Here is a 24,455-nt window from a genome sequence, read left to right as displayed (position 1 = left end):
CAAGCCTACCGGAGAATATGAGGCGATGGCGCAGCCGTTACAAGTGCCAAAAATAGCGAAAAAACACCGTATGCGCGAAAAGCGATAACGTTTTTGACATCATTACCAAGAATTAATCGTAAAAGTTAAATCGCGCACAACTTTTCCGTTTTTTAGATTTTCACTTGCATCCAGCGGCTTACTCGCCCGCCTGGCGCAGCACGGGTGCAGCCTTCTGGCCGAGGATGCGCCATGTGCCGATCAGCCCGATGCCCACCGTCATCACCAGCGACACGACAAGCGTGCCGATTGCCACATCGGGCAGGAAGCTAGAGGGCAACTTCATGATGCGGGCAATCACGAACCATGCGGAGACGCCGCCTGCCAGAAGGGCGAAGGTGGCGGTTGCCACGCCAAGGATCATGTATTCATAGGAGAAGGCGCGGATCAGCATGGATCGAGTGCCGCCGAGCGTTTTCAGGATCACGGCATCGCGGGTGCGCGCACGGTTCCCCGCCGCCAGGGCGCCTGCCAGCACCAGCACCGAGGCGATCAGCGCAACGGCTGCCGCCGCACGAATCGCGGTTGCGAGCTGACCGACCAGCCGGTCGACGATATCGAGCGCATCCTTGACGCGCACCGTGGTGATCGTCGGATAGGCGTTGGTAACGTTGCGCAGGATCTCGCCTTCCTTGGCGGGTGTCGCCGAAGGGTCAGCCAGCGTTGCCAGCCATGCATGCGGTGCGCCCCGGAAGGTGTTGGGCGAGAACACCATGACGAAATTGATGGACATGGACTGCCACTGCACATCGCGCAGATTGGCGATCTTGGCGGTAATGCTGCGGCCGAGGACGTTGACGGTGACCGTATCGCCGATTTTCAGGCCAAGTTCGCCCGCCTCTTCGGCGGCAAAGGAAACCAGCGGCTCGCCGCTATAATCCTTGCCCCACCATGTGCCTTGCGTGAGCTCGGCATTTTGCGGGACATCTTCCGAATAGGTGATGCCGCGATCACCGCGCAGAACCCAGCGGCCGGATGGCGGTACTTCGATCTTGGTCACGTCCTGACCGTTCAGCGCCAGGATACGGCCGCGCAGCATGGGAACTTCTGTCAGCGTGCCTTCCGGCGCCTCGCGCTTGACGAGGTCGCGGAAGCCATCTCGCTCGCTTCCCTGAATGTCGACGAAGAAGAAGTTGGGGGCTTTCTCCGGCAGCGTCGACGTCAATTCCCGCCGCAGATTGCCGTCGATCAGCGTTAGTGTCACCAGAAGCGTGAGGCCAAGACCAAGCGACAGCACAACGGAAGGCGTCAGCGCGCCGGGGCGGTGGATATTGCCGATGGCGAGCCGAAGGGCTGCGGAGTGAACGCGTGGACTGCGTCTCGCCAGGGCGCGGATGCCCCAGGCGACAAGCCTCAGCACGACGAAGGCGAAGGCGATCGCACCGAGAAAGACCGAGGCGATGAAGCGATCATCCGCCGTGAAAATCGCAAGGCTCGCAAGCGCTGCAAGAAGGATTGCCGTTGCAGCCAGATACGGCCAGGAGGGAAGCTTTCCTTCATCGAAGCCCTGTTCGCGGAAGAGTGCGGTTGCCGGCACTTCGCGTGCCTGACCGAGCGGCACGATGGCGAAGGCAAGTGTGGTCAGCATACCGAAGACGGCGGCAAGCCAGAGTGCCGAAGGGTAGAAGGCAAGTTCCTTCGGCACCGGCAGAACACCGTCCAGAAAGCGCATGGCAATGAGTGGTGCTATGGCGCCGAACAACAACCCGATCAGAATGCCGACGCAGGCAATGAAACCGATCTGGAACAGATAGGTCATCGTCACCACGCTTGCCGGTGCGCCAAGGCATTTCAGCGAGGCAATCGTGGTGCGCTTGGAATCGAGAAAGGCGCGCACGGCATTGGCAACACCGACGCCGCCGACGATCAGCGCGGTCAGACCAACCAACGTCAGGAATTGGGAGAAGCGATTGACGTTTTCGGTGAGCTGCGGTGCGGCCCGATCGCTGGTGCGAATGGACCAGCCGGCGTTCGGAAACTGCTTGTTGGTCGTTTCGATGATCGTCGCGCGTTGCGACGGGTCGGTCAGACGAACCTTGTAGGCATGCTCGACAAGGCTTCCCGTCTGGATCAGGCCGGAGGCGATCAGCGCATCGCGGCTGATGAGCAGGCGGGGCGCGAAGCCGAAACCGTCAGATAGCGTGTCCGGCTCGGTGACGATGGTCCCCGTCAGTTTCAGCCTGGCATTGCCAAGAAGCAGTTCGTCGCCGACCTTGATGCCGAGACGCTCAAGCAGCATGGGGGCCGCGACCGCGCCGAAGCTCTCGCCTTGTTTGGCCAGAAGCGCGGGAAGCGGTTGCGCCGGCTCGGCGACGAAATCGCCGTAGAGCGGATAGGCGCCATCGACGGCCTTGACCTCGGCCAGGCTTTGCTGTGAGCCGTCTTCCAGTCGCGCCATGGAGCGCAGCCCGTCGGAGACGGCGACATCACCGAGGCTATCGATATAGGCGCGCTCTTCAGCACTCGCCTCGCGGTTTCTGAGTTCGAAACGCACGTCGCCAGCCAGGATCGACTGGCCTTCGTCGGCGATGGCGCTGGTGACTGCGCGCGAGACCGAGTTGACGGCAGCGATAGCACCTGTGCCGAGCGCGATACAGGCGAGGAAGATGTAGAAGCCACCGAACCCGCCGCGGATTTCCCGGCGTGCCAATCTCAGCGCATTTCGAATGTTGGTGGCAGACGGGATCATGCGCTTGCCGCCTGTCTGGCGGCTGTGGAGCCGGCACTCTCGCCTTCGATCTGGCCGGAACGAACCTTGATCTGGCGGGTGCAGCGGGCGGCAAGCGACGGATCATGGGTGACGAGGATCATCGTCATGCCACGCTCTGCCTGCTTCGAAAACAGCAGATCCGCGATCTGCTTGCCGGTATCGGTATCGAGATTGCCCGTCGGCTCGTCGGCGATCAGCACTGCAGGCGAGGGGGCAAGCGCTCTGGCAATCGCCACGCGCTGCTGTTCCCCGCCGGACAATTGGCCGGGATAATGGTTGAGGCGCTGGCCGAGGCCGACGGCGGTCAGTTCTCGTGTCGCAATGTCGAAGGCGTTCGGCACATTGGCAAGCTCAAGCGGAACGGCGACATTCTCGAGCGCTGTCATATTGGCGATCAGGTGAAAGGACTGGAAGACGATCCCGATATTCTTGCCGCGAAAATCCGCCAGCGCGTCTTCGCCAAGCGTATGGAGATGCGTTCCCGTAATTGTGATCTCGCCGCTATCGAGCCTTTCAAGGCCTGCCAGAACCATCAGCAGCGTGGACTTGCCGGAGCCGGAAGGCCCTACAATACCGACGGCTTCGCCTTCTTCAATGGTGAGATCGATGCTCTTCAAAACGTGGACGGAGGCGGCGGCGCTGCCAAGGGTGAGATCCGCTTTCTTCAGCTCGATGGTGCTTTTCGCCACGTTTTTGCGTTCCTATATGATCAAGAGTGCAGAAGCCTTGCTGGCTTCACCAATTAGGAAGGCTGGAATGAATTTTAAAGCCGTTGCCGCTCACTTCGTCGTCATCCTCGGAGCGTTTCTTTCCTCTTCAGTCGCTGGGGCTCAAGATAAGCCTTTGCAGATCGTCGGCTTTGGCGACAGTCTGATGGCCGGTTATCAGCTTGCGCCGAACGAAAGCTACGCCGCCCAGCTCGAAGCCGCGCTGAAAGCCAAGGGCGTCAATGCGGTCGTGACCAATGCCGGCGTTTCGGGCGATACGAGTTCTGCCGGCCTTGCACGCGCCGAATGGTCGGTGCCAGATGGGACCGATGGCGTGATCCTGGAGCTCGGTGCCAACGATGCGCTGCGGGGCATTCCGCCGGTGGATACCGAGAAGAACTTGGCGGCCATCATCGAAGGGTTTCAGAAGCGCAATATCCCGGTTCTCATGATGGGCATTATCGTGCCGCCAAACATGGGCGGTGACTACGGCAAGGCGTTCAACCCTATCTATGAGCGGCTGGCGCAGAAGTATCAGATCCCGCTCTACCCGTTCTTCCTAGACGGCGTCGTGCTGGACCAAAGCCTGCAACTGGAAGACAGAATGCATCCCAATGCCAAGGGCGTTGCAGTGATGGTGGAGAAGTCTCTGCCCGCCGTCGAGGCCTTTGTTAAGACTATCCGTGAGCAAAAAAAATAAGCACTTGCGCAGCGAAGCTTTGCATGATTCGCTGTCCTTGTTCTGCCAAGAGATTCGGGGAGCTCGCCATGCCGAGACTGTTTACCGCCCTCGAAATTCCGCGCAATGCGGCGATGAGCCTTTCATTGTTGCGCGGTGGTCTACCGGGAGCCCGGTGGATTGATGTGGAGAATTATCACATCACCTTGCGCTTTATCGGCGATATCGACGGACGCACCGCTGACGAAGTGGTCGACCGGCTGGATCGTATCGATCGCGAGGAGTTTCAGATCAACCTGACGGGGATGGGCTCCTTCGGATCGAAGAAGCCGCATTCCCTCTGGGCCGGTGTTTCTCCCTCTCCGGAAATGGTCGCTCTCCAGGCAGAAATTGAGCGCATCTGCCAGCGTCTCGGGTTGCCGCCGGATCCGCGAAAGTTCACGCCGCATGTGACGCTGGCGCGGCTTCGCAATTCCAGACTCGACGATGTGGTTCATTATCTTTCAGGCCGCGGGGATTTCCGAACCTCGCCCTTCACCGTCGGGCGCTTCGTGCTGATGTCCTCGAAGGAATCTGTCGGTGGCGGGCCTTACATCGTCGAAGAGGCCTTTCCGCTCTATGAAAGCCGTTCAGCTGGCGTCTATGCCGACGGTGGACTGCTTCCGGAGAAGAGTCTGTTCTAACTCCATGATGTCTGAACATGGTATCGGCTGGGCAATCGTCCCGGCCGAGCATCCATTTGCGCGGTTGATCTGACGGTCAAACGTGAACCAAAGCGCATGCCCGTCCGTTCAGTTGCATAGAACAGTGTATCAGGGGAAGGGACCATCATGACCTATGCAAAACTTGAAGCGGACGCAGTGCGCACAGCGCTTGAGACGCTGGACGGCTGGTCTTTGCGCGAAGACGGCCTGGCAATCGTCAAGGCCTACAAGTTTGCCAGTTTCGCCGAAGCCTTCGGTTTCATGGCTGAATGCGCGCTCGCGGCAGAAAAGCTCAATCACCATCCGGAATGGTCCAATGTCTATTCGCGGGTGAAGATCTGTCTCACCACGCATGATTCCCAAGGGATTACCGAGCGCGATATCCTGCTGGCAAAGGCGATGGAGAAGGCGGCTGCCGGGCGCAGCAATTGAACAGCGGTCTTCATCGCCTATATTATTCGTCATGACCAAAGGAACTACGACCATGGATGACGTCAAGATCGGTGAAATCCTGCTTCCCGGCGATCCCGACACGCAGAAGGAACGCGAGGAGACTGTTCGATCCAAATTCTGGCCGAAGATGAAGCGGGTCGTTAGCAAGGTGCCTTTTGCCAGAGACGCGGCTGCGGCCTATTATTGCGCTGTCGATCCCTCCACGCCGCTTCGGGCCAAGGGTATTCTGCTTGCCGCACTCGGGTATTTCATCATGCCGATTGACGTCGTGCCGGACATGCTGGCGGTGATCGGCTTTACCGACGATATTGCGGTTTTGACCGCAGCCCTTGCGATGATCCGTGCGCATATCAAGATGGAGCATTATGACGCTGCCGACATTGCACTGGAGAAGATGCGCGAAGAATAACGGCTCTGTGATGCGCCGTTAGACGCGCTTCCAAATCCCGACAAATTCTTGCCTGAATTGCCGTGTCATACCTTTTGCGTGGCGCTGACTCGCGTCGCTCGAAGCGTGTTTTACATGCGTTGAGGACCTCTGACGCATGCATTTCTGTCAAGGCGTTTTCGGCCTTGGCGCAGCATGTTTCTTGGGGCGCGGGGAGTATCCGAACTGTAACACCGCGATACAATTCTCACCTTTTAATGATGGCGTTGACGGTTTGGTAACCGTTCCTTAGCCAAAATGAAGATGACGGCCTTCACCTCGCACCGGCCCGGCCTAGCCGTTCGGGCAACTGGAAGACAATAAACCCGGCAGGAATTTCAATGTTTGTAAGAAGTGTAGCAACCGCAGCCGCCATTTTGCTGACCAGCGTCAGCATTGCCTCTGCACAGTCGCCCACGCGCATCCAGCAGTTCAACGCTTGGGGTGCCTATTCGTACAAATCGGGTAAAAGCACCGTTTGCTATGTTCTTTCCGTTCCAACCGCCAAGGAGCCGGCAAGTGTCGACCATGGCGATATCTTCTTCATCGTGTCGCAGCGTCCCGGCCAGAACATTTCCTATGAGCCGCAGGCCATGGTGGGCTATCCTCTGAAGGAAGGCTCCAAGGTCAATGTGACGATCGATGCCAAGAACTTCGTGATGTTCACCAAGGACAAGGCGGCCTGGGTCGAAAATGCCGCTGAAGAGCCGGCACTCGTCGCGGCCATGAAGGTTGGCAAGAGCATGACCGTGAAGGCGACCTCCGGTCGCGGCACGGCAACCTCCTATTCCTATTCGCTGTCTGGCATCTCGGCTGCTCTCAAGCAGATCGAAAGCTGCAAGTAAGCAGTTTTAAAAAATTAGAGTCTGATGGCCGGTCCTTGACCGGCCATTTGCGTTTTTGCCGGTTTGATGCTAGATGCGCGCCAACACGAATGCTGGCGTCATCAGGTGATCGCCGCGCTTTTGGATTTTCTCGACATGCAGATGACGTTCCGCCGTTTCGACTGGTCGGTTTCGCTCGTGCATTGGATGATGGGATAGGACGATGTCCACTTTGGAAGCTACACCCGGTCTTGCAGTCAAGGCGCCTCTGGTCGCCAACAGCGACCTCATGTCGGACAAGCCGTCGCTGATCGGCATGACGCGCGACGAGATGGCGGATGCGCTGACGGAGATCGGCGTGCCGCAAAAGCAGGTCAAGATGCGTGTCAGCCAGTTGTGGAACTGGCTTTATGTGCGCGGCGTCTCCGATTTCGACAACATGACCAATGTCGCCAAGGAGCTTCGCGAGACGCTGAAGGCGAAGTTCACCATCGCGCGGCCGGAAATCGTCGAAGAGCAGATTTCCAATGACGGCACGCGCAAGTGGCTGATGCGCTTTCCCCCGCGTGGTGCCGGTCGCCCGGTGGAAATCGAGACCGTTTATATTCCGGAAGAAGGCCGCGGGACGCTTTGCATCTCCAGCCAGGTTGGCTGTTCGCTCACCTGTTCCTTCTGCCACACCGGCACACAGCGGCTGGTGCGCAACCTGACGGCGGAAGAAATTCTCTCGCAGCTTCTGCTCGCCCGCGATCGTCTGGGTGATTTCCCGGACGGCTCGACGCCGGTCGGCGCCTATGTGCCGAGCGAAGGCCGCAAGGTCTCCAACATCGTGATGATGGGCATGGGCGAGCCGCTCTATAATTTCGAGCATGTGAAGACCGCACTCCTGATCGCAACCGATGGCGATGGTCTGTCGCTCTCCAAGCGCCGCGTGACACTCTCCACCTCCGGTGTCGTGCCGGAAATCTTCCGCACCGGCGACGAAATCGGCGTGATGCTGGCGATCTCCCTGCATGCCGTGCGCGACGAGCTGCGCGACATGCTGGTGCCGATCAACAAGAAGTATCCGCTGAAGGAGCTGATCGACGCCTGCCGCAACTATCCGGGTCTCTCGAATGCGCGCCGCATCACCTTCGAATATGTGATGCTGAAGGACGTCAATGACAGCCTGGAAGATGCCAAGATGCTGACTCAGCTTCTCAAGGGCGTTCCGGCCAAGATCAATCTCATCCCCTTCAACCCATGGCCCGGCACCAACTATCAGTGCTCGGATTGGGCGCAGATCGAGAAGTTTGCCGACTTCATCAACCAGGCCGGTTACGCCTCACCGATCCGCACCCCGCGTGGCCGCGATATTCTGGCAGCCTGCGGCCAGCTGAAGTCGGAATCCGAACGCATGCGCAAGACCGAGCGCTTGGCGTTCGAAGCGATGATGATTGCCAATCATGGGGCTGACGACTGATTTTCCGCTGTCGTCGCCCCGAGGACAGCCTCAGTCTTGAGCCTTTCCGGTAAGGGGCTTGTGGCGACACTCTTTCTGACGTCACCTTTGAATCCAGGTCATCTCCCGCTGCCTCCGGCACCTTTTACATTATCCGCTGTGTTCCGCTTGCGACTGCAGCTTGCTCGGCAACGGGTTTGTCCATAACTCATCCAGCTCAGCAAATACTCGCTTGGCAAAACCGTCTTCCAAGAGGGCAAGTGCGGATGTTGCCACTGGTTCTATGGTAAAACGTTCGGCATAGCCCAGCGCTGAAAGACGTTGAGCGCAGGAGGGATGAGAGGACAGCTCGTCGACCTCCATCGACCATGCGTGCTGGGCATAGATGTTCAACAGCTCGATCATATTGAGCATAGACACCGCGTTCAAAAGGCGTTTTGTGGGCGAAATGACAGGTGGCACGGTATCCGTATGTTGTTGTCGCAACGACTTATAAAATATTTGCTCCCGGAATATGGCGGACGCATCGACCAGAAGCAGGGCGCGAGCGGCCTCCTCGCCGTGACCACCATTTGCCGCTTCGAGGTCGGCTTTGATCTCGGCGTCTCGAGACAGACGCATCTTCTCACGCTCAAATGACGGTGAGAGTCTTTTCCATACGGCAAAGAGCAGGCGTCCGGCGATTGATTCTTCCGGTGGAGCGAAGTCGAAGACGATGTTAAGGCTTTCTTCGAGTTCTGCCAGACGGAGCTTTCCATTCACATCCTCGTTCAGCACGTGGCCATTCTCATGCATGAGAATGGCGAACATCGCTTCGTTATCTGTGACTGCCAGCAAAGGAATGCCGACCTTCAGCCAGAACAATCTTTGCCAAATCAAGTCTCACTCAAGGCTGACGCCACCGATCGCGCAGGGCAATTTGCTCGAACATTCCGATGACATGTCCCAGCCACTGTCTCAAGACCCTTGTGCCTGTGACTTTGGTGATCTCTCCAGGATAGCGCATGCCGGCAGAGGCGTAAGCGTCCTGATTGCGTCGGGCTTGAGTACTCATTGCAAGAACACGTCTGTATCTTGATCGCGGAAATTTCGTCTTACGTCAGACGGGTGTTGGCTTTGAGCTTGGCTGCGGGGTATCGGGCTGGCGTGGTATAGACGGCATTCGCGAGAAGAGGATCGGCAGTTTCGATCCATTTTTCGACGGGCTTATGGACCTCAGCGGCTTTCGATTGAACCTTACCCTCCACCCAATCAAATATTTGATCACTCCGATCTGTCCCGCGTGATTGATTTCGGCTTAACCCTTTCTTAAAGAGGGCGGGAAAAGCAAAACAATCGGAGGAATACCCCTATGCGCGCACTTATTCTGGCGCTTGCCGCCGCCACGGCTCTTGTGCTGCCTGCCAAGGCGGAAGACGTCACCGTCGCTGTCACAGCCATTGTCGAGCATCCAGCCCTCGATGCTGCACGTGATGGCGTGAAGGCCGCACTTGCCGAAGCTGGCTATAAGGAAGGCGAAAACCTGAAGTTCGTCTATCAGTCCGCGCAGGGTAACCCAGGGACCGCCGCACAGATCGCCCGTCAGTTCGTTGGCGATGCTCCGAATGTCATCGTGCCGATCTCCACGCCTTCGGCTCAGGCCGTCGTTGCCGCAACGCGCGATATTCCAGTCGTCTTCACCGCGGTTTCCGATCCCGTCGGCGCGCAGCTGATCAAGTCGATGGAAAAGCCCGGCCGCAACGTCACCGGTCTTTCCGACGCGCTTCCGGTCAATGAGCATCTGGCTCTGGTCAAGGAAATCGTGCCGTCTGCCAAGACCATTGGCTACATCTACAACTCGGCTGAGGCCAACTCCGTCTCGACGCTCGCTCTGCTGAAGGAAGCAGCGGCAAAGGCGGGTCTCACGGTTGTCGAATCCGTCGCCACCAAGTCCTCCGAAGTTCAGGGCGCGACCCGCGCATTGGTCGGCAAGGCGGATGTAATCTACGTTCCGACCGACAACACCATCGTCTCCGCCTTCGAGGCGGCTGCCGGTGTTGCGGCTGAAGCGAAGATCCCGCTCTTTGCTGCCGATACGGATTCCGTGGCACGTGGCGCTATCGCAGCGCTCGGCTTCAACTATTTCGATGTGGGCAAGCAGACGGGTGCTGTCGTTGTGCGTATCCTGAAGGGTGAGAAGCCTGGCGATATTGCGGCAACCACAGCTGTCGGCACCGACCTCGTTCTCAACAAGAAAGCCGCTGAAAAGATTGGCGTGACCTTCCCTGAGAGCGTCGTGAAGCGCGCTACGAAGGTGATCGAGTAAGGTCTCCTCGTCCGCCTCGCGCGATTGACATTGTTTATGTCGTTTCGTCCACACAAGGCCGGATCACCGAGATACATCACTTCCAATCGAGAGTGCCGCGCTTCAGCGGCACTCTTGCTCTATCGGCCCGGCGAAACGCCCGGTCGAAAAACCCAAGGACTTCTGTCGTGAGCCAAATCGCCTTCTGGGGTGCCGTCGAACTGGGGCTGGTCTTCGCCTTTGTCGCGATCGGTGTTTATCTCGCCTTTCGCGTGCTCGATTTTCCCGATCTGACCGTTGATGGTTCTTTTCCGCTCGGCGCTGCCGTGGCGGCGGTGCTGATCATTGCCGGTCTCAATCCATGGCTTGCAACAGGCGTTGCGATGATCGCCGGTGCTGGCGCTGGTATGGTCACAGCACTTTTGAATGTCCGCTTCAAGATCCTCAATCTTCTGGCCTCGATCCTGACGATGATTGCGCTGTTCTCAGTCAATCTGCGCGTCATGGGCAAGCCGAATGTCGCGCTTCTCAATCAGGAAACGGTCATCGAGCCCTTCTATGGTCTTGGCATATCCGATTATCTGGTGCGGCCGCTCTTCGTCGGCCTGCTGGTTATCGTTGCTGTCGTCCTCGTGTGGCGCTTTCTGGAAAGCGATGCAGGTCTTGCCATGCGCGCCACTGGCGCGAATGCCCGCATGGCCCGCGCTCAAGGGGTAAAGACTGGCAACCAGATCTATCTCGGCATGGCGCTGTCCAATGCGCTCGTTGCGCTGGGCGGGGCGCTGTTTGCCCAGACCAACGGCTTTGCCGATGTGACATCGGGTGTCGGCACCATCGTTGTCGGGCTTGCCGCCGTCATCATCGGCGAAACGCTGTTCGGCTCTCGCGGCATTCTGATCGCGCTGATCGGCTGCGTCTTCGGCTCGATTGCCTATCGTCTGGCTATCCAGCTTGCGCTGTCGAGCGATGCGCTTGGCCTCAAGGCCTCCGACCTCAATTTCGTTACCGCCGTTCTGGTTGCCGTCGCCCTCATCCTGCCGCGCCTGCGCCGTGGAGGAGCCGCATCATGATTTCGCTGTCCGATATTCAGGTCATCTTCGGCAAGGGAACGCCGCTGCAAAAGCAGGCGCTGGCGAAGATCAATCTCACGATTGAAACCGGCTCCTTCGTCACCGTGATCGGCTCGAACGGTGCTGGCAAGTCGACGCTTCTCGGCGTTCTGGCCGGCGACGTGCTGCCGAGTGCTGGCAAGGTCACGATCAGCGGCGTGGACGTCACACGCAAGCCGACCGCCAGCCGTGCGGGGCAAGTGGCGCGTGTGTTTCAGGATCCGTTGGCAGGAAGCTGCGGTGCGCTCACCATCGAGGAAAATCTGGCGCTGGCAGCCGCACGCGGAAAGGTTCGCGGTCTGCTTCCGGCGCTCGGCGGTGGACGTCGCGCCTTCTTCCAGGATCGTATCGCTTCGCTGGGCCTAGGTCTGGAAAACCGGCTGAAGGACCGCATGGATCTTCTCTCCGGCGGCCAGCGCCAGGCGGTCTCGCTGGTCATGGCAACGCTTGCCGGGTCCGATGTTCTGCTGCTGGATGAACATACTGCTGCGCTCGATCCGGGCATGGCCGAATTCGTCATGGAACTGACCCGCAAGGTGGTGGAGGAGCGCAAGCTTACCACGCTCATGGTGACGCACTCCATGCGCCAGGCGCTGGATTACGGGGACCGCACCATCATGCTGCATGCCGGTGAAATCGTGCTCGATGTCTCCGGCGGAAGCCGCAAGGGTCTCCAGGTGGAAGATCTGATCGAGATGTTCCGCAAGATCCGTGGTCAGACTCTCGATGATGATGAATTGCTCATCGGGTGATGCACAGGACAGGCTATGCTCCTGTCACCGTTAAAGTGCGGGCAACAAGACCACGCTGGAACTTGACGACCGCTGCACCATTTCTACCGCATCCAATCCCTCACGAGGGACTGGATGTCCTGTCATGTTCGTTTCAGGTCGAATGTCACAGTCATGGAGAAATGATGTTTTTCAGAAAAAGTCTTCTCGCCGTACTCGCCGCCGCGTTTGCAATTCTTCTGACCGGTTGCAACGACAAGGATAATGAAAATAAGGGTGTTGGCGCCGCAGCGGCAGACCAGGCGGCGGTTTCCAAATACAACGCTTATGTCAAGGCAGCCAATTCGCTGGCCGTGAGCTTCAACCAAGTTCTGCAAAGCCACGCTCAGACATATGCTCGAGCCTTGGCTGGCGACAAACCGCTTCAGAATTACTCCGTCGCAAGCCCCATAGACGTTACCAAGGTCAAGTCTGCCCTGAATGAGGCGTTCGTCAAGGATGCGACGTTTGCAGATATCGATCCTGCAGCGAAGTCTTATGCCGATGCTCTGGCCGGTTTCGAGCCGATCAACACTGACCTTGCGAATTATGCGCAATCCAAAGGGTATCTCGCAGATGGTGGCAAGACCGCACGTGAGAAGGACCCAGCCTTTGTGGATGCCCTGAAGAAAGTAGCGGCGGCAGAGGAGGCCTTCTTCAATAGTATGCAGAAGCACGATTACGATTTGGCGCGCAAAGCCTATGACGAGGCTGCGCCGGACAGTGTGGAGCGTGATCGAGCAGGGATCATTTTGTTTTCAAAGGACACAGTCTCCAAACTGACTGCCATGTTTGCAACGCCTGGTGACGCCAATCTCCGCGATGATACGAAAGCCAGCCTTAACCGCCTGAGTGATGTGTCGGTGGCATGGGACAAGAAACTTCGGTCCAGCGATGCGAAGGGATGTCCCGCCACGATGAGCGCTATCAACACCTTCATTGCTGGCGCACGCACAGCCGTGCAAAGAGCGGAAAAGGGCGATTACAGTGTTGAAATTGATCCTCGCTACGTCAACACCATCCAAGATCCCGTTTACACGGATGGCCGTCAGTTGAACATGAACTATAGCTGGCTGATCAGTTCATTTAACGGCAACAGGTGCTGATGGGCGCTGACTTGTAAGCTCACCCTCATCCTCGCCCTCGAGGCGGAGATCAATTTACTACGATGACTTATAAACGGTCTTGAGAAGCCAGACCCCACGACGTTGCGGCTCCGCCTGGCAAGGCTGCAGTATGGTCTACGCAAAAATGTGCAACGGTTGCGATAACGACATGCGATAAAACAAGGATCCAGAGCTTGTGAGCAGATCTGGAAGACCGCGAAACGCTTTTGACAGCTATCGCCTTACTTCGCCTGCGTCAGGAAAATCTTGACGGCGAAGAGCGAGAAGACGCCGGCGATGGTGTAATCCAGACCGCGCAAAACCTTGCGATTGCGCTGCAGCCAGTCGGAGAGCGAGTCTGCAGCCACCACGATTCCGATGCCGATGGGCAGCGCGACGATGATCGACCAGAGACCGAGGAAGATCAGCTTTCCGGTAACGTGCGGATCTGTCGCCGTGACGAATTGCGGCAGGAAGGTCATGAAGAAGATGATGACTTTCGGGTTGAGCAGGTTGACCCATAGACCGTTGACCAGAGCCGATGTCATCGATGCGCCCGCCTTCTGTTCCTTCGGGCGCTCCATGACGAAGTTGGAACCGTGGCGGATGGCCTGGATGGCCAGCCAGACGAGATAGGCGGCACCGCCTGTCTTCAGCACCATGAAGGCTGTTGGTGAAGCGACGATGAGGGCTGCCACGCCAAAGGCGACCAGCAGCGTATGGACGGTGATACCGAGATTGGTGCCCACGAGCGTCATGAAGCCTGACTTGCGGCCCTCGCGCAGGGAGCGGCTGATCCAGAGCGTCATGTCCGGACCGGGCGTCACCGCCAGAACCAGGATGGCGACGGTGAAGGCAATCAGGGTTGGCAGGCTCGGAATGAAGTCCACGGTGATACCATCCAAAACGGGGTTGCTGCATACTCATAACGCCGTTTCGTGAGCCTGCCAATTCCTCTTCGTATTGCGTCAGCTATTCAAAAACGTCTTGAAGTGCTCGGCATAATCGCCATGCCAGCGCGACAGCGGTGGTCTGTTCTGGACAATGTCGTTGGCAGCCCAAAGAATGCGCTTCTCGTCGGTCTTTCTATCCACCTCGTTGTCGGGGCAGAGAATGTAGAAATCGCCGCGCCCAATGCTCTCCAGCATGAAGTCCACCGTCTGCTCCGGCGTCCATGCGCCATCCGGCTTTTTCGTACGCTCGCCTGCGGTAAGACCGGTGAAGACGAAGCCGGGAATCAGGAGATGCGCTGAAATCGCGCCGGTGTTTGAAGTGCGCAGCTCATGTTGAAGCGCTTCGGTGAACGCCTTCACGCCCGCTTTCGATACGTTATAGGCCGGATCGCCGGGTGGCGTGGTGATGCCCTGTTTCGAGCCGGTATTTATGATGAGGCCCGGCTCTCCATGGGCGACCATGCCCCCGCCGAATACGCGGGTGCCGTTGATGACGCCCATAAGGTTGACGCCGATCACCCTGTCCCAGTTGACTTGGGGGCCGAAAAGGGCGCTGCCCGGCTGGATGCCGGCATTGTTCATCAGCACATGGACGCGGCCAAAGCGCTGGATCACCGCTCGTTCGAGTGCCTCGAGTTCATCGAGCTTGGAGACATCCGTCGGGATGGCGACGATCTTCGCCGCGCCATCCTCAACCGTGGCGGCAATGTCACGTTCTGCCGCTCGCAATTTCTCACCGTCCAGATCGACCAGCACGACGCTCATGCCGAAACCGGCACATTGTTTTGCCGCTGCAAGACCTATGCCGGAGGCGGCTCCGGTGATGACGGCAACATTATCCTGTTGGAATGCGGGGTGAAATGTCGACATTGGTTTCTCCTTCTCCAGGGCCGTCCTTATCAAACGGCAGTGGCATCCCATGCAACCAGACGCCTTTTGGCGCGCCTTATGAAATCTATCGCTTTTCTCGTCTCAGTCACGTGACAAGTCATCCGGCAAGCAAAGCGTTCCCAGGTCCGATCCGTTTTCATTATCTCTTGCGCCGACCGATAAACTCGCTAAAAGTGCCGCAATCCCAAGGAAAGGCGAGGCTTGAAGCGATCGCCGGTTACGCAAATGGATTTCACGAATGGCACTCCCGAAAGACGTTAAAAAAGTCGTTCTCGCCTATTCCGGCGGTCTCGATACCTCGATCATCCTGAAGTGGCTCCAGACCGAACTCGGCGCGGAAGTCGTCACCTTCACCGCCGATCTCGGTCAGGGCGAAGAGCTCGAGCCGGCCCGCAAGAAGGCCGAAATGCTCGGCATCAAGGAAATCTTTATCGAGGATGTGCGCGAGGAATTCGTTCGCGATTTCGTCTTCCCGATGTTCCGCGCCAACGCCGTCTATGAAGGCGTCTATCTGCTCGGCACCTCGATTGCCCGCCCGCTGATTTCCAAGCACCTGATCGAAATCGCCAAGAAGACCGGCGCTGATGCCATTGCCCATGGCGCCACCGGCAAGGGCAACGACCAGGTTCGCTTCGAGCTTTCCGCTTACGCGCTGAACCCGGATATCAAGATCATCGCCCCTTGGCGCGACTGGACGTTCAAGAGCCGTACGGATCTCTTGAACTTCGCCGAACAGCACCAGATCCCGGTTGCCAAGGACAAGAAGGGTGAGGCACCGTTCTCCGTCGACGCCAACCTGCTGCACTCCTCCTCCGAGGGCAAGGTTCTGGAAGACCCTGCACAGGAAGCCCCGGAATACGTGCATATGCGTACCATTTCTCCGGAAGCGGCCCCCGACAAGGCAACCATCATCAAGGTCGGTTTCCGCAAGGGTGATGCCTGCTCGATCAACGGCGTTGAAATGTCGCCAGCGACAATTCTCAAGACGCTGAACGATTATGGCCGCGACAATGGCATCGGTCGTCTCGATCTCGTAGAAAACCGCTTCGTCGGCATGAAGAGCCGCGGCGTCTACGAAACCCCCGGCGGCACGATCCTGCTGGCAGCCCACCGCGCCATCGAATCCATCACGCTCGACCGTGGTGCAGCCCACCTCAAGGACGAGTTGATGCCACGTTATGCCGAGCTGATCTATTACGGCTTCTGGTTCTCGCCGGAGCGCGAGATGCTGCAGGCCCTGATCGACAAGAGCCAGGAGCATGTGGAAGGCGAAGTGACGCTGAAGCTCTACAAGGGCAACGTCATGGTCACAGGTCGCGAGTCTGCCAAGTCGCTCTATTCCGACAAGCTCGTTACCTTCGAAGACGACCAGGGCGCTTATGACCAGAAGGATGCGGCAGGGTTCATCAAGCTCAACGCGCTGCGTCTTCGTACGCTCGCAAAGCGCAACCTCGGCAAGTAAGAGGTCCGCAAGGGCTGTCCTGAGCCTTCGCTTTTTCCGGGGCTCAGATGTCTAAATTAACTTGGCTGAGAAGGCGTAAAGCCTCTCCGCCGTCATCCTCGGCCTTGAGCCGAGGATACATAAGCCGTTGACGCCACTGGAAAACATGGATCCTCGGGTCAAGCCCGAGGATGACGACGAGATCACCTCACGCATGGAAGCCCTGTTAGCGCGGGGCTTTTTTTGCTCCCGGCTCAGCCTTCTGTCCGGCTCTTATCCATCGCTGCGGTGTGGAGGTTCTTCTGCAAGACGGAGAGCAGCGCATGGAAGCGTTCGATGTCCTCCCTGCCCAAGCCTTCCGTCGCCTGCGCCATCAGGCCATCCACCTCTTCGCGCACCGATTTCAGCATCTGCGTCGAGCTTTCCGTCAAGTAGATGCACTTCGACCGGCGGTCGTCCGGGTTGGGGCGGCGCTCCACGAGGGCGAGCGATTCCAGCTTGTCGAGATAGGTACAGACCGTCATCGGTTCGAGACCGATGCGAGCAGCGATGTCCGCCTGCTTGGCACCGTCGATGGCGGCAACGGTCAGCAGCGCGCGGGCCTCGCCGGGCGTCAGTCCAAGGCCTGCATTGGCAATACGCCGTTCGAACACGCTGTTGAGAAAACGGGCACTGCTATTGAGCAGAAAGGCCAGCGGTTCTCGTTCGGGATTGGATGTCATCAAATGGGTGCTTTTCACTAGAACTATTCTACGTTGTGACAACTTCTGTCTTTCCATGCAATCGGATGGGAGAAGAAAGTGTTCCGCACGCTCCATGTCTTTGATATCCACGCATCGTGCTTTTGCGGAATCGACGCCGATTTTAGGGCCGATGCCGTCGCCCTTCTTGCGGTCTGATATTGAAAGCTTGCCGTCAGCATGCCCATATGGCTGACAATCACATCTGCATGAGGACATCACCATGACATCGACGATCGCGCATTATTCCGCTCTGACCGACTGGAACGGGAAAAACGGGCTGCCGCGTTTCGATGCTGTCAAGGACGAGGATTTTGCCGGCGCGTTCGATGCGGCCCTTGCTGCCCATGATGCAGAGATCGATGCGATTGCCCAAAACAGCGAAGCGCCGAGCTTCGCCAATACGGTGATTGCGCTCGAAGTCGCTGGTGATGAGTTGTCGCGCGTCTCCGCGCTGTTCTGGAACAAGGCGGGCGCCCATACAAACCCGCAAATCCAGGCGCTGGAGCGCGAGATCGCGCCAAAAATGTCGCGCCACTATTCGCGCATCGGCATGAATGAGGCGCTGTTCAAGCGCATCGATACGCTGTGGGACAAGCGCGAGACGCTGGGACTGACCCATGAGGAACTGCGGGTCCTGGAGCGCCACTGGAAGGGCTTCGTGCGCGCCGGCGCGAAACTGCCGAAGCCGGAGCAGGAGCGTCTTGCCGCCATCAACGAGGAGCTGGCGGGACTTGGCGCAAACTTCGGCCAGAACGTGCTTGCGGATGAAAAGAACTGGAAGCTGCTGCTGTCTTCTGATGAGGAACTTGCCGGCATTCCGGGCTTCCTGCGCGATGCCATGGCGGGCGCCGCCAAGGAGCATGGCGAGGAGGACAAGTTTGCAGTGACGCTGTCGCGCTCGATCATCGAGCCCTTCCTCACCTTTTCCGAGCGCCGCGATCTGCGCGAGCAGGCCTTCAAGGCCTGGGTGGCACGGGGTGAAAATGGTGGTGAGAGCGACAATCGCGAGATCGTCAAGAAGACGCTGGCGTTGCGCGAGGAAAAGGCAAAGCTGCTCGGCTATGACAGTTTTGCCGCCTACAAGCTGGATGACACGATGGCGAAGACGCCGGATGCGGTGAACGGTCTTTTGACAGAGGTTTGGGAACAGGCTGTTGCGCGTGCAGGCGAAGAGGAAGCCGAGCTCGCCGCGATCATTGCGCAGGAGGGCAAGAACCATGAGGTCATGCCCTGGGACTGGCGCCATTATGCCGAGAAGCTCCGAGCAAAGCGCTTCAACTTCTCCGAAACCGAGCTGAAGCCCTATCTGCAACTGGAGAAAATCATCGAGGCCTGCTTCGATGTGGCCACACGTCTCTTCGGCATTCGTGCTGTCGAGTTGAAAGACGTGCAGGCCTATCATCCCGATGTGCGCACCTTCGAAATCCGCGATGCCAATGGCAAACTGAAAGCGATGTTCCTTGGCGATTATTTCGCCCGGCCCTCCAAGCGGTCTGGCGCGTGGATGAGTTCCTTCCAGTCGCAGCACAAGCTGCCGCTGAAGAATGGCGCGGTTGGCGAATTGCCTATCATCTACAATGTCTGCAACTTCGCAAAGCCATCAGCCGGCAAGCCAGCGCTCCTCTCGTTGGATGATGCGCGCACACTGTTCCACGAATTCGGCCACGCGTTGCATGGCATGATGTCGAACGTCACCTATCCCTCCGTTTCGGGAACTGGCGTCTCCCGCGACTTCGTCGAACTGCCTTCGCAGCTGTACGAGCACTGGCTGACCGTGCCGGAAATCCTCGAAACCTATGCGCTGCATTACGAGACAGGCGAGCCGATGCCGAAAGCGCTGCTCGACAAGGTGCTGGCGGCCCAGACATTCAATGCCGGCTTCAACACGGTGGAGTTCACGTCTTCCGCGCTGGTCGACATGGCGTTCCATACCCGCGGCGCAGTGGAGGATCCGATGGCGGTGCAGGCAGAGGTTCTGGCCTCGCTCCGTATGCCGAAGTCGATCACCATGCGTCATGCAACGCCACACTTCCAGCATGTGTTTTCCGGCGATGGCTATTCGGCTGGCTACTATTCCTACATGTGGTCGGAAGTGCTGGATGCCGACGCCTTCGAAGCTTTCGAGGAAACCGGCAATCCCTTCGATCCGGAAACGGCGCGCAGGCTTCTCGACAATGTCTATTCCGTCGGTGGTGCGGTCGATCCGGAGGAGACCTATAAGGCCTTCCGCGGCAAGATGCCGAGCCCCGAGGCCATGCTGAAGAAGCGCGGACTGGTGGCAGCCTGACCCCGTTCAGGGCCCAAAAACCTGTCACACATCTCTGATACGGCGTTTTCGCAAGGGGCTTATGTCACAGGCCCCCCTTTCGCATTTGCAAAAAAAAGGTTATGAGCCCGCCAAACTAAATTGGCGCATCCCATACGATCAGCGCCCCAACCTCAGAGATATAATCATATGGCCCTTCGCAACATCGCGATCATCGCGCACGTTGACCATGGAAAAACGACACTTGTTGACGAGCTTCTGAAGCAGTCTGGTTCGTTCCGCGACAACCAGCGCGTTGCCGAGCGTGTTATGGATAGCAACGATCTGGAAAAGGAACGCGGCATCACCATTCTCGCCAAGGCGACCTCGGTTGAGTGGAAGGGTGTTCGTATCAACATCGTCGACACCCCCGGCCACGCCGACTTCGGTGGTGAAGTCGAGCGTATCCTCTCCATGGTGGACGGCGCGATCGTTCTGGTCGACAGCTCCGAAGGCCCGATGCCGCAGACGAAATTCGTCGTCTCCAAGGCGCTGAAGGTCGGTCTTCGCCCGATCGTCGCGATCAACAAGATCGACCGTCCGGATGGCCGCCACGAGGAAGTCATCAACGAAGTCTTCGACCTTTTCGCCAATCTCGACGCGACCGACGAGCAGCTGGACTTCCCGATCCTTTACGGCTCCGGTCGTGATGGCTGGATGAACGTCAACCCGGAAGGTCCGAAGGATCAGGGTCTTGCACCGCTGCTCGATCTGGTTCTCGAGCACGTGCCTGAGCCTACGGTCGAAGAAGGTCCGTTCCGCATGATCGGCACGATCCTCGAGGCCAACAACTTCCTCGGCCGTATCATCACCGGCCGTATCGCTTCCGGTTCGATCAAGCCGAACCAGGCCGTCAAGGTTCTGGGCCAGGATGGCAAGACGATCGAAACCGGCCGTATTTCGAAGATCCTCGCGTTCCGTGGTATCGAGCGCACCGCGATCGAAGAAGCCCATGCAGGCGACATCGTCGCTATCGCTGGCCTTTCCAAGGGCACCGTCGCCGATACGTTCTGCGATCCTTCGGTCACTGAAGCCATGACCGCGCAGCCGATCGACCCGCCGACTGTGACCATGTCCTTCATCGTCAATGACAGCCCGCTGGCTGGCACCGAAGGCGACAAGGTCACGAGCCGCGTCATCCGCGACCGTCTGCTCAAGGAAGCCGAAGGCAACGTTGCGCTGAAGATCGAAGAAGCCGAAGGCAAGGACTCGTTCTTCGTGTCCGGCCGTGGCGAATTGCAGCTTGCAGTTCTGATCGAAACCATGCGTCGCGAAGGCTTCGAGCTTGCCGTGTCGCGTCCGCGCGTCGTGATGCACAAGGATGAGAACGGCACCCTGCTGGAGCCGATCGAAGAAGTCGTCATCGACGTCGATGAAGAGCATTCCGGTGTCGTCGTTCAGAAGATGTCCGAGCGCAAGGCTGAAATGGCCGAGCTTCGTCCTTCCGGTGGCAACCGCGTTCGTCTGAAGTTCTATGCGCCGACCCGTGGCTTGATCGGCTACCAGTCGGAACTCCTGACCGACACGCGCGGTACGGCCATCATGAACCGCCTGTTCCACGATTATCAGCCCTTCAAGGGTCAGATCGCAGGTCGCGTCAACGGCGTTCTGCTGTCGAACGGTTCGGGCGAGGCTGTCGCTTACGCCATGTTCAACCTGGAAGACCGTGGTCCGATGATCATCGAGCCGGGTGAAAAGGTTTATGCTGGTATGATCATCGGCATTCACACCCGCGACAACGATCTCGAAGTCAACGTGCTGAAGGGCAAGCAGCTCACCAACATCCGCGCCGCTGGCAAGGATGAAGCCGTGAAGCTGACGCCGCCGATCCGCATGACGCTCGACCGCGCGCTGTCCTGGATCCAGGACGACGAGCTGATGGAAGTGACGCCGAAGTCGCTTCGTCTGCGCAAGCTCTACCTCGATCCGAACGATCGCAAGCGCTTCGAAAAGGCCAAGATGGCCGGCTGATCGCCCTGCCATTAACCGTGTTTCCAAGAACCCGGCTTGAGCACGCCTCAAGCCGGGTTTTTCTTTGTCCGCGCGAATCAAGCCCGCTTGTCTCAATGGTAAAAAAAGCGTTAATCTTTTCCCCATCGTCCACATGATTAGGCTGTGGGTAAGCTTCCCGCCGTTAACCTTTATGGCTGGTAAGTTTTCATGGCCGGGGCCAGAATCGCGTTATGAAAACGTTATCCATCGATGTGCGCCGGGCTGAACCGGAAGACGCTGCCGCTATTGCAGAGACGCATCGGCTGTCCTGGGAGCAGGCCTATGCAGGACTTATTCCGCACAAGCCGCTCTGGCAGATGCTGGATCGTCGTGACGAGGACTGGTGGCGCCGTGCTGCCCGTGGTTCCGCCACGCTGCTGGTGGTCGAAGTGGCGGGCGTTGTCGCCGGCTATACGACGCTTGGTCTCAACCGCGCCCGCGGTCTTCCCTATGATGGCGAGATCTACGAGCTTTATCTGCGTCCGGAATATCAGGGCATCGGCCTTGGCACCGTTCTTTTCAAGGAAGGACGCCGCCTGTTGAAGTCGCTCGGCTGCAATGGCGTGGTGGCTTGGTGCCTCGAGGACAGCGATGTCGCCAGCCGCTTCTTCCGCTCGCATGGCGGCAAGGATATTGCCGAAGGCATGGAAGACTTCGCCGACAAGCAGCTGCGCAAGATCGGTTTTGCCTGGCGCTGACTGTTCTTCAAGCCGTGTCATGTGCGCGTTGACGCAAGTATGACGATTGGCCCGATCCCGTGAAGCCGCCAGGGTACCTGTTAAGACTTCTCGCCCCTCGTTTCTTGTAACGCTCTCAAACCTTTAAGCTCAGCCCATTCTTGGTTCGACAAAAGCGCAAAGGTTGCGGCAGGCGATGTTGCAAAGCGCTGCCTTTCCCAGTATCGAGGATCAATCTCAACTCACCGAAATAAGGAAAGAGTATGCGTATTGATGCAATCTCCGTCGGCAAGAACCCGCCTGAAGACGTCAATGTGATCGTTGAAGTGCCGGTCGGCGGCCATCCTATCAAGTACGAGATGGACAAGGATGCTGGCGCACTGATCGTCGATCGCTTCCTCTACACGCCGATGACCTATCCGGGCAATTACGGTTTCGTGCCGCACACGCTTTCGGAAGATGGCGACCCGATCGATGTGTTGATCTGCAATACCCGCCCGCTGGTGCCTGGTTGCGTCATCAATGTTCGCCCGATCGGCGTGATGATCATGGAAGACGATGGCGGCAAGGACGAAAAGATCCTCGCAGTTCCGGCTCCCAAACTGACGCAGCGTTACGACAAGGTCAAAAACTACACCGACCTGCCGGACATCACGCTGAAGCAGATCGAGCACTTCTTCGAGCACTACAAGGATCTGGAACCCGGCAAGTGGGTGAAGATGGGCGGCTGGCAGGATGTCGACGTTGCCAAGAAGCTGATCCTCGAAGCCGTCGAACGCTACAAGGCGCAGGGCTGATCTCAGCCAATCAGCTTTTCAAGCTTACCTAAAAGATCCTCCGGTTCGCCATCGAGCCGGAGGATTTTTTTGCGCGATGTTTCCCCGGACACGAAACTGATCGATGACTTTGGGATCTTCAGCGTCTTCGACAGAAGCGCAATCAGCGCCTTGTTTGCCTTGCCGTCTTCCGGCACGGCGGTGACGCGGGCCTTGAGATAGGGCAGCCCTTCGGCATCCTTCTCCACCCCATCGATGGCGTCACGCCCACCAGAGGGCGTGAGCCTCACTCTCAGCTCAATCTGCCGAGCGACGATCTTCCAGGGCTGGAGCGTCAAATGAAGAGCGAGATCAGGAAAGGTCTGATCGGATTTGCGATGATCATCTGAAGGAAGACAATGCCAAGCAGCACCACGAGCGGCGAAAGATCGATGCCACCCATGTTCGGAAGAACCCGGCGGATGGGGCGCAGAACCGGCTCGGTAGCCTGGTACAGGAAGTTGCCGATCGCGTTTACGAACTGATTGGAGGAGTTGATGACATTGAATGCGTAGAGCCATGAGAAAATGGCGCTGGCGATCAAGATCCACCAGTAGATTTGCAACGCCAATAATATGATTGTAATCACCGCGTCGATAATGCCTACCATCAATGTCTCCTATGTTGTTGGCAGACATTTAGACATTACCACATGAGCCGACAAGTACCGTCACACGGAAGTGCGCGTTTAGAAAGTGTGTTGTCTTAGCGGCCTCTTTCCAAGGTGGGTAAAAAGCCGAAGACCAACCTCGGCTTTTGCTGCACAGAAGGCGTGACGGGATATCTCATGCCAGCTTCCTCCGCTTTGCCACTCCAGCCTGCCGCGCGTCTTCGTCGCAAAACTGCTCCACACCGTCGCTCGGCGCGGCTTAGATCGCGTCTGCGTCGGCCTCATCATGACCTTCAATGTGCTTGTGGCTTGCCACCTGCTGGCGCTGCAGTACGCGGTCGCGGACGGAGACGCCAAGAAGCTCGGCGATGCGCCAGATGACGTTGTCTTCCATCTCGTTGCGCTCGCCGTCTGCGTAGACGATGTCCCAGAGAATGCCGATGAGTTCGACGCGCTCCTGTTCGTTCAGGTGGCGGCGGATGTCGGTGGTGAAGCGGTAGTAATCCACCGCCTCCTTGCCGGCTTCCTGCCCCGCATCCATCAGCGCATCCAGCTTGCCGGAACTGAGGTCATAATGCTCCTGCAGCAATTCGCGCAGGCGCTCACGCTCCACCTTGGACACCGTTCCGTCCGCTTCCATCACCTGAAAGCAAAGGGCGGCGATGGCGACGCGCAGGTCGTCGGGCGGAAAATCGCGAGACGTGTCGCCACTCGTCAGGCTTTGGAAGAAGGTCTGGATACGGTCGAGCATGGCTCTCCTTGAGCGTTAAAGGCT

At 58.2% G+C, this 24,455-nt stretch carries 24 protein-coding genes; 15 read left to right on the top strand and 9 right to left on the bottom strand.

What is annotated here, in order from left to right; translation table 11 throughout:
- Positions 1-178 precede the first annotated feature (178 nt).
- Positions 179-2,728: an ABC transporter permease gene (locus ACTJK5_RS19575; protein WP_335321924.1), complete on the bottom strand. Its 2,550-nt coding sequence runs from the start codon at positions 2,726-2,728 to the stop codon at positions 179-181.
- On the bottom strand, positions 2,725-3,438 hold the full coding sequence (locus ACTJK5_RS19570; RefSeq protein ID WP_333631808.1) for an ABC transporter ATP-binding protein: 714 nt from the start codon (positions 3,436-3,438) through the stop codon (positions 2,725-2,727). The genes ACTJK5_RS19575 and ACTJK5_RS19570 overlap by 4 nt, the downstream gene beginning before the upstream one ends.
- A 67-nt stretch (positions 3,439-3,505) precedes the next feature.
- On the opposite strand from ACTJK5_RS19570, the gene ACTJK5_RS19565 reads away from it, so the two are divergent.
- From ACTJK5_RS19565 to rlmN, 6 genes are all read left to right on the top strand, one after another.
- Positions 3,506-4,156 (top strand): arylesterase, encoded by a 651-nt coding sequence (locus ACTJK5_RS19565; protein ID WP_440613053.1) that lies wholly within the window; start codon positions 3,506-3,508, stop codon positions 4,154-4,156.
- A gap of 68 nt (positions 4,157-4,224) precedes the next feature.
- Complete coding sequence (gene thpR / locus ACTJK5_RS19560) at positions 4,225-4,818, top strand: RNA 2',3'-cyclic phosphodiesterase (RefSeq protein WP_333631810.1); 594 nt, start codon at positions 4,225-4,227, stop codon at positions 4,816-4,818.
- Positions 4,819-4,965: 147 nt separating this feature from the next.
- The gene (locus ACTJK5_RS19555; RefSeq protein ID WP_440613052.1) at positions 4,966-5,271 is read left to right on the top strand and encodes a 4a-hydroxytetrahydrobiopterin dehydratase; all 306 of its coding nucleotides are present in this window, start codon (positions 4,966-4,968) and stop codon (positions 5,269-5,271) included.
- A gap of 52 nt (positions 5,272-5,323) precedes the next feature.
- Entirely contained in the window at positions 5,324-5,701 is a 378-nt protein-coding gene (locus ACTJK5_RS19550; protein WP_440613051.1) for a YkvA family protein, read from the top strand.
- Between the two features lie 359 nt (positions 5,702-6,060).
- A complete protein-coding gene (locus ACTJK5_RS19545; RefSeq protein WP_062424918.1) occupies positions 6,061-6,564 on the top strand; it encodes an invasion associated locus B family protein in 504 nt (167 codons plus the stop codon).
- A gap of 268 nt (positions 6,565-6,832) precedes the next feature.
- A complete protein-coding gene (rlmN, locus tag ACTJK5_RS19540; RefSeq protein WP_116494339.1) occupies positions 6,833-8,005 on the top strand; it encodes a 23S rRNA (adenine(2503)-C(2))-methyltransferase RlmN in 1,173 nt (390 codons plus the stop codon).
- Positions 8,006-8,134: 129 nt separating this feature from the next.
- On the opposite strand, the gene ACTJK5_RS19535 is transcribed toward rlmN, so the two are convergent.
- The gene (locus ACTJK5_RS19535; protein ID WP_440613050.1) at positions 8,135-8,848 is read right to left on the bottom strand and encodes a M48 family metalloprotease; all 714 of its coding nucleotides are present in this window, start codon (positions 8,846-8,848) and stop codon (positions 8,135-8,137) included.
- Between the two features lie 487 nt (positions 8,849-9,335).
- Between ACTJK5_RS19535 and ACTJK5_RS19530 the strand changes: the two genes are divergently transcribed.
- From ACTJK5_RS19530 to ACTJK5_RS19515, 4 genes are all read left to right on the top strand, one after another.
- Entirely contained in the window at positions 9,336-10,289 is a 954-nt protein-coding gene (locus ACTJK5_RS19530; RefSeq protein WP_296075042.1) for an ABC transporter substrate-binding protein, read from the top strand.
- 167 nt (positions 10,290-10,456) lie between these two features.
- Entirely contained in the window at positions 10,457-11,338 is an 882-nt protein-coding gene (locus ACTJK5_RS19525; RefSeq protein ID WP_062424964.1) for an ABC transporter permease, read from the top strand.
- The gene (locus ACTJK5_RS19520; RefSeq protein WP_440613049.1) at positions 11,335-12,129 is read left to right on the top strand and encodes an ABC transporter ATP-binding protein; all 795 of its coding nucleotides are present in this window, start codon (positions 11,335-11,337) and stop codon (positions 12,127-12,129) included. Before ACTJK5_RS19525 ends, ACTJK5_RS19520 begins: the two co-directional genes overlap by 4 nt.
- A gap of 164 nt (positions 12,130-12,293) precedes the next feature.
- Positions 12,294-13,253, top strand: coding sequence for a DUF3829 domain-containing protein (locus ACTJK5_RS19515; RefSeq protein WP_440613048.1), 960 nt, complete (start codon positions 12,294-12,296; stop codon positions 13,251-13,253).
- Positions 13,254-13,495: 242 nt separating this feature from the next.
- On the opposite strand, the gene ACTJK5_RS19510 is transcribed toward ACTJK5_RS19515, so the two are convergent.
- Together ACTJK5_RS19510 and ACTJK5_RS19505 are read right to left on the bottom strand one after the other, a co-directional pair.
- Positions 13,496-14,143 (bottom strand): LysE family translocator, encoded by a 648-nt coding sequence (locus tag ACTJK5_RS19510; RefSeq protein WP_335321927.1) that lies wholly within the window; start codon positions 14,141-14,143, stop codon positions 13,496-13,498.
- Between the two features lie 78 nt (positions 14,144-14,221).
- On the bottom strand, positions 14,222-15,076 hold the full coding sequence (locus ACTJK5_RS19505) for an SDR family NAD(P)-dependent oxidoreductase (RefSeq protein ID WP_296105944.1): 855 nt from the start codon (positions 15,074-15,076) through the stop codon (positions 14,222-14,224).
- A gap of 259 nt (positions 15,077-15,335) precedes the next feature.
- Here ACTJK5_RS19505 and ACTJK5_RS19500 point away from each other — a divergent pair, with 259 nt between their 5' ends.
- Complete coding sequence (locus tag ACTJK5_RS19500; protein WP_112359232.1) at positions 15,336-16,559, top strand: argininosuccinate synthase; 1,224 nt, start codon at positions 15,336-15,338, stop codon at positions 16,557-16,559.
- Positions 16,560-16,792: 233 nt separating this feature from the next.
- On the opposite strand, the gene ACTJK5_RS19495 is transcribed toward ACTJK5_RS19500, so the two are convergent.
- Positions 16,793-17,260 (bottom strand): MarR family winged helix-turn-helix transcriptional regulator, encoded by a 468-nt coding sequence (locus tag ACTJK5_RS19495; protein WP_062444380.1) that lies wholly within the window; start codon positions 17,258-17,260, stop codon positions 16,793-16,795.
- A 241-nt stretch (positions 17,261-17,501) separates the two neighbouring features.
- On the opposite strand from ACTJK5_RS19495, the gene ACTJK5_RS19490 reads away from it, so the two are divergent.
- From ACTJK5_RS19490 to ppa, 4 genes are all read left to right on the top strand, one after another.
- Positions 17,502-19,568, top strand: coding sequence for a M3 family metallopeptidase (locus tag ACTJK5_RS19490; RefSeq protein WP_440613047.1), 2,067 nt, complete (start codon positions 17,502-17,504; stop codon positions 19,566-19,568).
- Between the two features lie 168 nt (positions 19,569-19,736).
- Positions 19,737-21,557 (top strand): translational GTPase TypA, encoded by a 1,821-nt coding sequence (gene typA, locus ACTJK5_RS19485; protein WP_062424909.1) that lies wholly within the window; start codon positions 19,737-19,739, stop codon positions 21,555-21,557.
- 212 nt (positions 21,558-21,769) lie between these two features.
- Entirely contained in the window at positions 21,770-22,276 is a 507-nt protein-coding gene (locus ACTJK5_RS19480; RefSeq protein WP_062597372.1) for a GNAT family N-acetyltransferase, read from the top strand.
- A gap of 242 nt (positions 22,277-22,518) precedes the next feature.
- On the top strand, positions 22,519-23,052 hold the full coding sequence (ppa, locus tag ACTJK5_RS19475) for an inorganic diphosphatase (RefSeq protein ID WP_062424907.1): 534 nt from the start codon (positions 22,519-22,521) through the stop codon (positions 23,050-23,052).
- A gap of 2 nt (positions 23,053-23,054) precedes the next feature.
- Here the strand turns inward: ppa and ACTJK5_RS19470 are convergent, their stop codons facing one another.
- From ACTJK5_RS19470 to ACTJK5_RS19460, 3 genes are all read right to left on the bottom strand, one after another.
- The gene (locus tag ACTJK5_RS19470; RefSeq protein ID WP_440613131.1) at positions 23,055-23,348 is read right to left on the bottom strand and encodes a DUF167 family protein; all 294 of its coding nucleotides are present in this window, start codon (positions 23,346-23,348) and stop codon (positions 23,055-23,057) included.
- Positions 23,349-23,365: 17 nt separating this feature from the next.
- Entirely contained in the window at positions 23,366-23,680 is a 315-nt protein-coding gene (locus ACTJK5_RS19465; protein ID WP_062444372.1) for a YggT family protein, read from the bottom strand.
- Positions 23,681-23,939: 259 nt separating this feature from the next.
- Positions 23,940-24,431: a TerB family tellurite resistance protein gene (locus tag ACTJK5_RS19460; RefSeq protein WP_440613046.1), complete on the bottom strand. Its 492-nt coding sequence runs from the start codon at positions 24,429-24,431 to the stop codon at positions 23,940-23,942.
- Between the last annotated feature and the right edge of the window lie 24 nt (positions 24,432-24,455).

This window comes from Agrobacterium sp. 22094 (assembly GCF_052046015.1).
GTDB classification, from domain to species: Bacteria; Pseudomonadota; Alphaproteobacteria; order Rhizobiales; family Rhizobiaceae; genus Agrobacterium; species Agrobacterium cavarae.
This window is presented reverse-complemented; position numbering and strand designations above follow the sequence as displayed.